At 37.8% G+C, this 12,274-nt stretch carries 11 protein-coding genes; 6 read left to right on the top strand and 5 right to left on the bottom strand.

From position 1 onward, the window contains the following. Nucleotides 1-529: 529 nt before the first annotated feature. The 3 genes from F607_RS0120565 (at nucleotide 530) to F607_RS0120555 (ending at nucleotide 4,722) form a co-directional block, all read left to right on the top strand. Complete coding sequence (locus F607_RS0120565; protein WP_027709593.1) at nucleotides 530-1,549, top strand: DUF4214 domain-containing protein; 1,020 nt, start codon at nucleotides 530-532, stop codon at nucleotides 1,547-1,549. A gap of 283 nt (nucleotides 1,550-1,832) precedes the next feature. Then, nucleotides 1,833-2,297, top strand: coding sequence for a DUF1203 domain-containing protein (locus F607_RS0120560; protein WP_027709592.1), 465 nt, complete (start codon nucleotides 1,833-1,835; stop codon nucleotides 2,295-2,297). A gap of 787 nt (nucleotides 2,298-3,084) precedes the next feature. Then, complete coding sequence (locus tag F607_RS0120555; protein ID WP_027709591.1) at nucleotides 3,085-4,722, top strand: WD40/YVTN/BNR-like repeat-containing protein; 1,638 nt, start codon at nucleotides 3,085-3,087, stop codon at nucleotides 4,720-4,722. 265 nt (nucleotides 4,723-4,987) lie between these two features. Here the strand turns inward: F607_RS0120555 and F607_RS0120550 are convergent, their stop codons facing one another. From F607_RS0120550 to F607_RS0120540, 3 genes are all read right to left on the bottom strand, one after another. Then, the gene (locus tag F607_RS0120550) at nucleotides 4,988-5,755 is read right to left on the bottom strand and encodes an N-6 DNA methylase (RefSeq protein WP_169719831.1); all 768 of its coding nucleotides are present in this window, start codon (nucleotides 5,753-5,755) and stop codon (nucleotides 4,988-4,990) included. A 285-nt stretch (nucleotides 5,756-6,040) separates the two neighbouring features. Further along, nucleotides 6,041-6,418 carry a hypothetical protein gene (locus tag F607_RS0120545; RefSeq protein WP_038291935.1) on the bottom strand — a complete coding sequence of 126 codons (378 nt, stop codon included), beginning with the start codon at nucleotides 6,416-6,418 and terminating at the stop codon, nucleotides 6,041-6,043. 10 nt (nucleotides 6,419-6,428) lie between these two features. Next, nucleotides 6,429-7,595, bottom strand: coding sequence for a ParM/StbA family protein (locus tag F607_RS0120540; protein WP_027709588.1), 1,167 nt, complete (start codon nucleotides 7,593-7,595; stop codon nucleotides 6,429-6,431). A 265-nt stretch (nucleotides 7,596-7,860) separates the two neighbouring features. Between F607_RS0120540 and F607_RS33095 the strand changes: the two genes are divergently transcribed. Genes F607_RS33095 through F607_RS0120525 form a run of 3 tightly spaced genes read left to right on the top strand, consistent with a single transcriptional unit; the run spans nucleotide 7,861 to nucleotide 9,753 of the window. Then, entirely contained in the window at nucleotides 7,861-8,814 is a 954-nt protein-coding gene (locus F607_RS33095) for a ParB/RepB/Spo0J family partition protein (RefSeq protein WP_051311684.1), read from the top strand. Between the two features lie 2 nt (nucleotides 8,815-8,816). Further along, a complete protein-coding gene (locus F607_RS0120530; RefSeq protein ID WP_027709587.1) occupies nucleotides 8,817-9,374 on the top strand; it encodes an AcaB family transcriptional regulator in 558 nt (185 codons plus the stop codon). Continuing rightward, nucleotides 9,328-9,753, top strand: a complete 426-nt coding sequence (locus F607_RS0120525) for a hypothetical protein (protein ID WP_133296226.1) — start codon at nucleotides 9,328-9,330, stop codon at nucleotides 9,751-9,753. Before F607_RS0120530 ends, F607_RS0120525 begins: the two co-directional genes overlap by 47 nt. Before the next feature lie 140 nt (nucleotides 9,754-9,893). Here F607_RS0120525 and F607_RS0120520 read toward each other — a convergent pair whose 3' ends face one another. Next, complete coding sequence (locus tag F607_RS0120520) at nucleotides 9,894-11,537, bottom strand: hypothetical protein (RefSeq protein WP_027709585.1); 1,644 nt, start codon at nucleotides 11,535-11,537, stop codon at nucleotides 9,894-9,896. Nucleotides 11,538-11,540: 3 nt separating this feature from the next. Further along, nucleotides 11,541-11,717: a hypothetical protein gene (locus F607_RS34265; RefSeq protein WP_157365546.1), complete on the bottom strand. Its 177-nt coding sequence runs from the start codon at nucleotides 11,715-11,717 to the stop codon at nucleotides 11,541-11,543. Between the last annotated feature and the right edge of the window lie 557 nt (nucleotides 11,718-12,274).

Here is a 12,274-nt window from a genome sequence, read left to right as displayed (position 1 = left end):
AAGCCATATTTCACTAAAACTTTGGTTTATTTTAAAAGACTTTCAAATAGATGAGTTTTTTGAGGATGAAGAAGATAGCATCAAATATAAGGAAAAGATAAGTTATCTTAGATCTAAAAAGGATGAGAGTTAATTTGTAGTCTTCTTTCATTAGGTGTACTGACTCATATCTGATCGTATCGTATTCCCTCAGTAAGCGTGTGCCATTGAAATTTTTTTGGCACCACACTAGCTGCTGAGGGGACACGCTTCTTTTCTACTTCCGCACTTCGTGGCCGTGCCATCCTTAAGCCTCCGTATCCTCTCGGCAACTATGTGTGAATGATTAAAAAAATTTTTGTTTTCACGCATCTTCACCGAGAGTACACCAATATCATGCATTTTAAGGGGTTGTTGTAGGTAGCATTTGGCATTGGTATTATCCGCGCTCGGCTAACATCCCTTTATTATTTTGCTTGTATTCCGGCAAGCAGTAGAAAATGAGTGGCCGTAATAGAATCAATACCAATATTGTTGAGTAGACGTATATATGAAGCACTTACTGCTAGTTTTAGCGCTTATGCCAATGATGGCGTTTTCAGGTTACCCAGATCTGACGAAGACCTGGCCAAGCAATCGTATTGCTGTGTGTTTTGAAGAAATTAAGCCGGGCTTGATTGCTGGTGGACGGAATCTTTACCAAGAGGCTAGAGATGCGGTAACGAATTCTTGGCAGGCAAACTCTGGCCTAAGTTTTTATGGCTGGGGCAAATGTAGTGCGAATGCTCAAGGCATTCGTGTCCGAATTGTAAGTGATAGTCCTTTTCCAGATCAAGAAGACATTATCTTGATTGGTGACTCGCAAGTAAACGCATTGGGCTTTGATATTAATGGGAAGAAGGCTGGTCTTGAGCTTTACGTTGAGCGCCAATGTGCTGCCGAGAACGAAGATGGCTACGACCCGAAGACTTGTTGGAAATACGTCGTTATACATGAATTTGGTCATGCGCTTGGATTTGCGCATGAGCATAATCGATCTGAAAAACACTGCTCTGATAAAGTAGAGCAAGGACCTGATGGTAGTATTTATTTTGGTGACTACGATAGAACGTCTGTAATGAACTATTGCAGTAGCAAATCAAGACGAACCGTTTCGCTCAGTGCTGGTGACAAGCGAATGGTAAGCTGGATTTATCGATCTTATCCATTTACTAACCAAAATATCATTGATAATTATTACTACCGCTTTACTGGGAAGTTTCCGAGTGTAAACGATAGTGGTTACGTCTACTGGCAGGGTGAGCTGGCATCTCGTGGTTGCAATGAAAATACCTTAAGAGACATTATTTGGACTTTTGTGAATCATGGATACACCTTGGATGATAATAAAGCTCGATTTGTAAGCGCTATGTATCAGGCTGCGTTTAATCGCGACCTTACCGCGAAGGAAAAAGATGATCCATATTGGGTTAAAGAAATGATTAAGGGTGCTACGCGAGCTGATGTCGCTTATGCCCTGTTACACTCTGAAGAATTCACCCAAGTCTCTCAGAAAATTTGCGGGCAGTAGACTTACACCAGTTACTTGAAAAAACCACTGCTTAGCGGCACTACTGTCCCACAGTTGTGCCGCTAAATAGAAAAGCCTGAATCCATCTTGGTAACAAGTTAGGCCAACGTTGTCGGCGACTTTTAGCCATTACCAATCATCAGGCTAAGTGTGTCCAAAATAAGTTCGTTTTTATGCTGAATAATTTTTGCGACAGAACCCGTAAAATTACTTGTCCAGTTTTAGGTTGTAAGCGTGATAAATTATTGAGTATATTTTCGAAAAAAGTTACTTGATAATACTTATGAAAATTGATTTCTTAATTTTACCTTTAGATAGCAGCTTATTTAATTCATTGAGTCATAGTGAGTTAGAAGCAGCGAATGCAAAGTGGTTAGAGGTTGATATTTGCCCTGGTTACCCATGTCGTGTATCGCTTGAAGATGCTAAAGTGGGAGAAAGAGTGTTGCTGCTAAGTTATACACACCATAAAGCAACAACACCCTATCAAAGTTCAGGGCCAATTTTTGTGAGAGAAAATGCCATAACAGCTGAAACTAAAGTCAATGAGATACCATATATGCTTCGCCACCGACTTTTATCAGTCCGAGGTTATAGCAATGATGGAACGATGTTAGAAGCAGATGTTACAGAGGGCGATGAACTTGAGAAACATATCAATGGTATATTCCAAAATGCTGACGTTGACTATATCCAGATTCATAATGCTAAACCCGGCTGTTTCAACTGTACAGTGGTAAGGGCTTAGTGTGTATCCTCGACAAGCGTGCGGATTAAAAAAATTTGCTTTCAGGCATGTTCACCAAGGGAACACACATCAGTAAGAATTTTTAGAGGTACCCTTGTGCTTTTAGCCAAACATCATCACTAGATGATAATACTGATCACGATTGACAACCTCACCGCCCTGAGGGCAGTGATTCCCATAGGTAGGCTACGAGCGGTTAACAGCAGCGCATAATCGCTGCGCTCCTCCCGCTCTCGAAACACAAGTTATTAGGCGCAAAACGATAACAAGCTACGGGTACTTTTCTTCTTTTGATACTAGAGCCCACATGCCTACCGTGATAGCTTTATTGTGTATGACCCGATATATAAGCGCCCCTTCGGCCAACGTTCGTGGCTCCCCTGTATACAATACCAAATAAGAAGACATGCCTGATGTGTCATACGATGCATGATAGAGACATCAATGCAGCTGTAGCCTCGCTGGGCTAACAGTTTATGTTCAAGCCTTACGTTATCAAAGACAACAAAACAGTTTAAATGTGACGACGTTAGAACTATAATCCCTTTCCTTTACTTCTAGTTATCATCATGCTCAGTGAATATATCCTGCATAAAATACACAGTCTGGCTTTTATTTATAAAGGTATTTGTCAATTCTTCAGGTGTCTTTTGGTATATACATAACCGTTTTGTAAATCAAGAATCAAAGCTAGAAAATAACGGCTTATTGTTGTACTAAATAAATTTAATATCTTGATATTTTAATTATTTAGAAATAAAGTTTACTCCATAACTAAGGTTAACTAATGTATTTTTTTTTAAAACTAAGAACAGCCATATTGATTTTATTGTGCATTTTCTTAGCATCTTGTTCTACTTTACAAAGCCTTCCGCCAGATCAACAAGTTAAGTCCCATGGCTTAGTTGTTGCTGCTGTAATTTCAAACACTGTAGCAATAAGTACACTTCATGCACAATTAACAGGTATAACCATTAAATCATCAAGTGATGGTACAACATATAACTTATGGGTTCAAAAACCTCAATTTGGTTCTACACAAATATTCTCAGGTATGATTCCACAAGGAAACTATAAAATTATTAGTATGTATGCTGAATCACCTGTAGGAAGTAGTGGGTTTTATGGAGCTGCCAATCTTTTAGACTCTTTTACTGTTGAGCCAGGCAAAATAACAAACCTTCAAACAATAATATATCAACCTCTAGGAAATAGAGAAGTAACTTTAATTCAAGCAAATAAAAGTATTGATTTAGAAAGTTATACTAGGCAAAATTATCCTTTACTTGCAGATCTTTTATTAGAGAATGGCTCACATAATGTCTCGTTTAAATCTAAGTTTCCATTAGAAAAAGCAGGAGTTGGAAGTGCCACCAATCAAGGGTTAATCGCAACAGCCTTAATAATTGCTTCAGAAAGTGCAAGCAAAATGAAAAAACAACTTCAATGGGATAAAGTGCATTCAAATAAAGACTTAGTTAAACTAGCAAAAAAATCTACTCTTACCCTTAATAATGTGTTTATAGATGACGATAACAATGCATACTTTGGCAGTAAACTAGGACAGGTTCTTACACGAGACAGTAAAGGTCATTGGAACTATTTAGATACTGGTTCTATTTATGAGGTTTTATCAGTCTATAAAGATAGTGATGGGCTTTATGCTGGGCTTGAAGATGGCCAAATAATAGTTACTCGTAACAAAGGGCTTTCTTGGGATTCAATAAACACTAGTACAAAACTTGGCCCAATCGTTCATATCTCAAAAACCGCTTCAAACCAACTATTAGTAGTGACTAGGGAAGGGGGCATTCCCAGCAACGTAATAAATGTTTATATGGTCTCAAAGGATAATACTGTTAATCAAATAAAAAGTGTTAATCAAAGTACAAATACTTTATGGACAATGCAACCAAGCTACTTTAAAAATATTCATGCACGAACAAAAAATAAGCTCTTTATTGCAAAAGATGCCTCTCATATAGAAGTGTATGATTTACCAAGTAATCAGTGGTCCACAATTGAATCAAAAGATAACTTTCAGTTGCTTAAATCAAATAACAATAGCAATACTCTTATCCTTGTGGATCTTATGGGATTAACAAGAAACCACTTTATTTCCAATGACGAAGGTAAGTCTTGGAGTTTAGTTAAAGCCCCTCATATGTCATCAAACCTACATTTTAGCGATAAAAATAATGGGTATGGAGTAGTGATTAACATGGGTATTTTGTCATCAAGTACTGGTATAATAAAAACTGTGAATGGTGGAAAAAACTGGCAAGAGTCCAAAGAGATGACTGAGAATTGTGTAAATATGATCGTTATTGATAATACTGAAGAAGTATTATGCTCCACACCTTCAGGGAAAATCATGAGCACAAAAGATGGAAACTCTTGGTTAATAGAAAGAGCTAACTATTAAATAAGGCTATAAAACCCTCAATTAAAAGCAAAAACCCACACTTATGTGGATTTTTGTACTTATACTCAGAGCGGTGAAGTTAAAGTGGTTTTATCATGTCCCCTCAGCAACTGTGTAGGTGGTAAAAAAATTTTTGTTCTCACTTACCTTCACTGAGGGGACACTTTGTTTTTATATAAAGCGAATACTCAGTAGCATCACTTAACTACAAGTCAATGACAAATATGTTGGTACATCCCCCTAGATAACCTAGGGGGACAAAGACTTAAAAATCAAAGCCAAATTGACCATCATCCGCAACAGTTATTGGAGATTCCTCCTCACATTGATAGGCCACTACAACGCTAGGCTTATCGTCTAGTGATTCTGATGTATCCAATATCCGCACATCATCAGAGACAAAAGCTGGATTTTCATAGTTCACAATGACTTGCTTTACCTCACACCTCAGCGAGTCACCATGAATCACTTGCAAGCCTTTTATATCGCACTGATGAATCAGAACATGCGCCATAATTTGCACTGCACACATCTTCGTACAAATACGGTCAAGGTCGATAGCCGTCAACGAAAGATAACGTATTAGCTCAGGTGCTTCAGCCTGGATAATAGACATCCAGGCTAATAACATCACACCCGAACCACACGTGGGTTCTAGGATAGACACCTCCCCTCTTTGCTGAGCAACCACTTTAAGCTCATCCAGGGAAAATTGCATATTCGCCATCATTTCGGCCACCGGAAAAGGAGTGAAATACTGCCCCATACCTTTTCGGTTGTAGTTGTTACTGATTTCCTGATAAAGCATACCTAAAATGTCGTTGAAGGGATGGGCAATCACTGCCTTGGCATAATCACCAGAAACCGCATACAGTGCTTCACGACATGTTTCGGGTGGAATATCCTTTTCAGGGATACGACGCCCCAGGGATGCTAAACAATCATCCAGCAACCAGTCAAACCACTGCTCAATCGTATACCCATGCTTTAAATTCAGCGCTAAAAATTGGCTCACAAATTCTTGAGTTGTCATCACTACACCTTGTGATTGGGTAGCGATAATTTCATCATCCATTGACGATGAAATTATCGCCAATGGACGTTAAACACTTTGCAGCTAGCTATTAAGTGCTGTTACTAGCGTCACAAATATAACTTAACTGTCGTATAAATCCCAAGAAGACTTTTATTAGCAACCTGAAATAAAAAGAAATGAGGCGAATTTTTGAATTTGTAAAGCGATAAATGAGGCTGTTTTGATGATTTGTAAAGCGTATAGGGAAGGTTGAACCCTCCCCTCTTGCAAAAGCCATATCGTCTAGGGCTTCTTAATTGTCTGCATCAACAAAGGAGCTGTGGAAGAAGGCTTGGGTGGTGTAGGATTAGATTCTACTGGCGTCTGAGGGCTTTCTTTGGCGCTTTCAACGACACCTGAAGGGTTTGCTTGATCTGCATTTAACATGGTCAGAATCGTCGCTAACGCCCGCTCAACAGGTAAGCCTCGATCATACATATACAGCACATCGTTGAGGATACCCCACTGATCAAGGATTGCGCCTGCTGCACTGAGTTGACGTAAACAGGCCATTTTATTTTTAGCCTGCTCACGCTTTTCATACACCAGTTTTTGTTTTTCATCATCCAAATAGAGGTCCATTGGACACTGGACTTTTTGGACTTTCTTCGTATTCGCCACAGATCACCTCTTATGCTGTCGCAGGTTCAGCGACATCTGTTACATCCGTTGTTACTGGCCCAAACACCGCATCAATCGCTTGATCAATGTTAATATGTTGCGCTTGGTCTGACATGAATGTCATTATTTTCAGTAAACCACAGGCATTTTCAAATTCGACTTGTGACGTATCTTGATTGACGTAAGGTAATGCTTCAAGATGATCTTTAAATACATAAGCACCACCACCCACAATTTTAATTTCATTCAGCTGACCAAAATTGTGTTTCAGGCGCTTAGTAGCCTCATCCACGATATCCCGTGCAACTCGTGCCACTGCTTCTGCGACTAAATCACTGACATCCACTTGCTCTGCACCATTCCAAAAGCGCTTGGTTTCGACAATATCACTTAATACTGAACGATGTCGTTTAGGGTCAAAGTAGTCTACATAAGTTGGGTATTGGCGAACTAATAATCGATACAGTTCATCATTAACATTTAACACACCCAAGGGAATCGTTTTCGCGGTGCTCGGATCAAGCTGAAAATGTTTTTTAATAATGCCAATTTCTGTAGTACCACCACCAATATCCAAATACCCTACAGCATTGTGCTTTTCATTCACTTGGCCTTCGTTATCACATACTGCATTCACGTAGGCTGAAAACATTTCAGCAAAACAAGAAGCATGAGTGACATTGGCTAATTGATGATTTGGATTATGAGGTTGTATAGGTACCTGCTGGAATAATCCTGCTCGTTTAGCAATTAGCTCATGATTTTGCTCAAATAAGCCAGTTTGCTGATTTAGCTTAAAGTAGGAAATACCCCGCTCATGCACTAGTGGTAAATTGGTAGCTAGGGCTAAAGAGCGGCCACCTAGTCCAGCTAACATTAACATCGCATGCCCTAAGACAGCGATAGCATCTGACGTTGCACCCCGCGAAAATAAATCAATACTGTCACTACACCCCTTCTCTACCGTGTAATACTCTTTGCCACGCACCAAAAAAGAATATTCTTGCGATTCAGCAGCCGGTAATCCCATACGCATATTGGGACCACCACTGCGCACATGGCTTGCAAGTTTATAACACATTATTTGTCGTTGACCGCTCTCATCTCGGCCCCACAGCGCCAGCTTTGTATAAGAGTTGCCAACATCAAGTCCAACAGGGATCAGGGTATCAGTCATATACATTACCTGTAGTTTACCTAGCTATTCTATAGTCTTTATTAATGAAACCTTGATGACTAAACCGCATTCACGGTTACTCATAACAGGCTAAACATTTAGTATAACTATACTACAACTTTCATATGTTTTTCACTATATTTTAATTAGTTTAATCTAAAACTATTGTATGAATATTGCTGTTTTTATATACTACACGTTGAAATAACTATAAATATTAACCAGGTATTAGATATATTAAATACATAAACTATATGGAAATTATATGAAAGATATGGATAAGCTACATTCAATTCCTGTTGAAAACATATACCCAGATACTCAACAAGATCGCCAAAATATTGATCAAAAAAAACTCGAAGAACTTGCAAGCAGCATTCGTACATCACAGCAAGTCTTCAGCCCATTGAGTGTGAAGCCTCATCCATCTGAAGCAAACAAGTTCATCCTTATTGGTGGAGAGCGTCGTTGGCGTGCAGCAAAACTCGCAGGTATGCAACAGGTTCCTGTTATCGTTCGTAACAACGATGCCAAAGCTAATAGCTTAGAAATGCTGATTGATAACTTGTTACGAGAGGACCTATCTGGGTATGAACTTTCATACGCTCTACAAAAGCGCTTAAATGAGGGTTGGACTACGAGTGATCTGGCGAAACATTTAGGCAAAAGCAAACCATGGGTCTCGAAATACACATCCATCTTTAAATTAAATGAGCGCATTCAAGCGCTATATAAAGAGAAAATCATTACTGATATTAGTAAATTACAACGACTAGCAAAATTACCAGAAAAAACCCTAAATATTGCATTAAAAAAGATACGTGAAGGAGAAAATGCTACAGAAGTTTTAAAGGTTTCAGAAAATATTGCAAAATACCCTGAACCCTTACAAGACGCATATGCTGACTGTGCCATTCAAGATTTAAAATTACTAAAAAAAGCATCTAAATTAGATGATGACGAACTAGATGACTTTATAAAAAGTGCCCAAAAAGATAATTCTAGCGAACATTTATCAGAATTTTTAGAAGAGCGCATTCCATCAAAAACGTCCAAAAAGACTAAAGCTCACATTGCCTTACAGTTGAACTTACACACTGCACGTGAACTCTTGAAAGATCTGCGGTATGCTGCCGAAAGCATTGCTGAGATGGATTTACAGCAGTGCGAAGCAACACTAAATGCCTATTTATCAGAGAAAGCTACAGGTAGTGCTTAAAGATGAGGAAACATCTAAAGTTCAGACTAGCAAATGACGTTAGTTGTAGTATCTACGATCCGAGCATCTTCAACAATTCTGAGCAGCTGTCAGTTAAGACAGCTGTTGAGGCAATCGCTTCAATTTTGTATAACTTGAACAATGCAGATCCGCTGATTAAGCAAGTTACTCTCAAAGCCCAAGATATTATTGATAATAAGATTCACTATGACTTGCTAACACCACTCACAGATAAACTCAATGAGTTAAAAGGCTTGGCAGATACCAGCCTTGCTCTTGAACTAGTAAACAGCTCTGAACCGCATGAATATGTGCTTCAAGGTAAATATAATTACCCAGTTAATAACCAAGTCATACGCGCTATGTTAGTGTTTGACCAAATCATTGACCAGCTATTGTACTTACAGGCCACAGGGGTATTTTCTTCCAAAGTGTTTTACCGTGAGCGTAAAAACATCATGAAAATGCCTCGTCGCTTTATTTTGGACATACTAACACTGGCTAGACGCTATCATGACAACAAGAAAAAAAGGCTCGCCACCATCGAGGCCGCCGCTTGAGCGGCTAGCCACTGCTGATGATTACATACCCTCAACATTAGGAGGGTATGTCCTATCTTTTGATGATCGAATGATACCTGGTGTATGGACAGAAGATCCCAAGCAAGGGGCTGAAGAATATAACGCTTGGGTGATGAAAGCGGTTCAACAGAAAAAATACCACCAACAAATACAACAACTATACGACCAGTGCATGGAGCAACATGACTATAGCACAGCTTTCTTTTTACATTGCATGCATAGCCAAGACTCACAAACGTTTATGAAATCCATAAACATCAAGTATAAACAGTACAGTGAATTGATACAGTGGTATGACGGAAAAGCCCTTGAAAAAGAGCAGCTGACAGCCTTAAAACAGAAGTTCTTACTACGATAGAGCAGATCTAGTTACAAATGAATTTTTTGAAAATAGTAGTGAGTTCACTACTTATACAGTACAATTGGTTTGTTTGATGCGTCGCAAAGCAAAATGTTTCGCAAACCCAAAAGGCCAGTGTATCAGTACATTGGCCTTTTTTAAGCGTCTTCAGTCCCAGATTCAAACTTAAATTTGCCCGCCCAGCCAAAGTCATTTAGTTCTTCAGCCGTAGATCTATTTTTTAGTTTTAGCTCATCAACATGTTTATCTGTATTGTCAGCATAAGCTTGATTAAGTTTAAGTTGGTTCACTTTTTTAGCACGAAACACCTCTAATGAACCACAAACATATGACAATACACGACTTACTTCTGTAGTTAAGCCTCTACTACGAACAAAATCATCAATTAAACAGTCCGCCAGATTTCGATCATACTCTTCGTCATAATGTGGGTTTTGCGCAAGTTTCTCAAACACTGCTTCTTTAAGCTTATCTGAGGTCCACTCATCTTCATTGACTGTCGTCCACCAATTCCAGCCCTTTTGAAGATATGCTTTTAACCTTCGAATCCACATGTCACGAGAGTGTTTTTTACCTGAATTGACTTCAGTAAATTGTGGCAATTTATAATCTAAAAAATGTTCACTGTACTTCTTAACGAGGTTACTTCTAATAGTTGGAGATAATAAGTTCTCAGAAAAACTTACTTTTTCGTTAAGTTTCTCTTGAGACTTATAGTTACCTTGTGCTTGATATGTATCATACTCCGCTTCAAATTGTCCAACGGACTTGGCTGTTTGGTTATAATATTGAGAGCTTTCTTTTCTAGAAACTTGTTGTTCATCTTGTTTAGAATGAGATTCAAGCTCAACAAGCCTATACGGTTTATCTACACTTTCTTTTTCATCTATTTGAATATAAGCTGAGACAACATTCCTATTCTCTTTATGCTCTATAACTTTAAGATCAATTGCAAATTCATCAGAGATTCTAGGTAGATATCTAGTGAGATTATTTCTTTTGAAATGCGCCCATTTTACTTCACTATCACCTAAATGAAATAAATCATACCAGCCTTTTACAGGCCACTCAGGAGTTTTTCCTTCATAAAGATTGTTATATATTATCTGAGATAATAATAATTGCTTTCCCCTTAGATTTTTCAAAATATTTTTGTCATAAATAAAAATATTTTTACTTTTTATCAGGGGAGTTAATGCAGCTATGCTTAACTCAAAAAAATTACACCCTTTGTACAGATCTTTATTAACATGAGAGTTCCATAGCTCTCTAATTACATAGGTTATGGAAGAAGGTGTTGCTGTTTTTCCAAAGTCAGTAAACCTAAACATTGGACTTTGATGGATATTAAGTAACACCTTCTCTGGTATAAACTTATGCTTTCTTACAAGAGACTCTTTTATCTCCAAGAAATCACAAAGTTTTTGAGAACTCCATTGGAAAACAACTTTCTTTTGAAAGTCATTCACTAGAAACTCAGGGCTTTTTTCAATTTCCAAATTATCTAAATTTACAAAGAACTCTCCAGATTGAGTAAAGTTATAAAAATAGTTATATAAGTCATCCCCAGCTTCTACTTTATATATAAACTTTTGTACTAGTTCAGCTATTTTACTTTCAATGCCTAACCAAGTTCTTATTTCATTACTAGTAAACTTTTCCCACGCTCGACGACAAGACTCTATTAAATCAGGGTCAGTAACCTCTTGTAGACTTTTTAATAAAGTAGGTGATGCAGGTAGTAAGATATACTTACGTGACGCTGATATGTCATTGCTCATAAATTAACCTTTACGGTTTAACTCTTCTTGACATAGTGTAACCAGCAGTTCTCTACCTGTTTTAAACTTTCTTAAAGACTTAACTTTACTAATGAGCTGAGCTTCATTAGTAAGCAGTAGAGCTTGAAATGTTACTTTGTCTTTTCGGTGGTTGTTATAGTGTTTATCTTTATTCGACATTATACAAATATACTAGCTGTGTGTAATTAGTATACTATACGTCATGACGTGCATAATGTCAATCCATGTATTGTTTAAAATTTATACAAAATTTTTGGACCTAATATATATATATAAATATATTTATTTATTTTGTTTCTTTATTTATTTTTGTTTATTAGGAGCATCCTATAAATTTAAACAAACCAAACCACTGAAACTTTAAGTTGCCTTGATATTTTTGAAGTTTCAAATCCCTTATAACTCTCGACATGGCTTAATCCCTACGATATAGGACGTTTAGGTTGTAATTTAATACCCTATAGGCTCTCCAAAACATTGATCAAGTATGTGTGTAATGTTGTATAGCTCCAATTAAGCATATAAGGCCATATATAGAATTTTAACTATTACCCTTTGGGGGATATGTGGCTTGAATGAAAAAGTTTATTTGCGGGCCTCACGAGGGATTTAAAGCCTGCTTGATTCATGGGTTTCATCAAGCAAGGTGAATTATCTGATGTTGTATATTAATACTGTCGATCAATTTGGTGGTAAAACCAGTAGTTCATGGAGCA

It is taken from the genome of Zooshikella ganghwensis DSM 15267, from assembly GCF_000428585.1.
Taxonomy (GTDB): domain Bacteria; phylum Pseudomonadota; class Gammaproteobacteria; order Pseudomonadales; family Zooshikellaceae; genus Zooshikella; species Zooshikella ganghwensis.
This window is presented reverse-complemented; position numbering and strand designations above follow the sequence as displayed.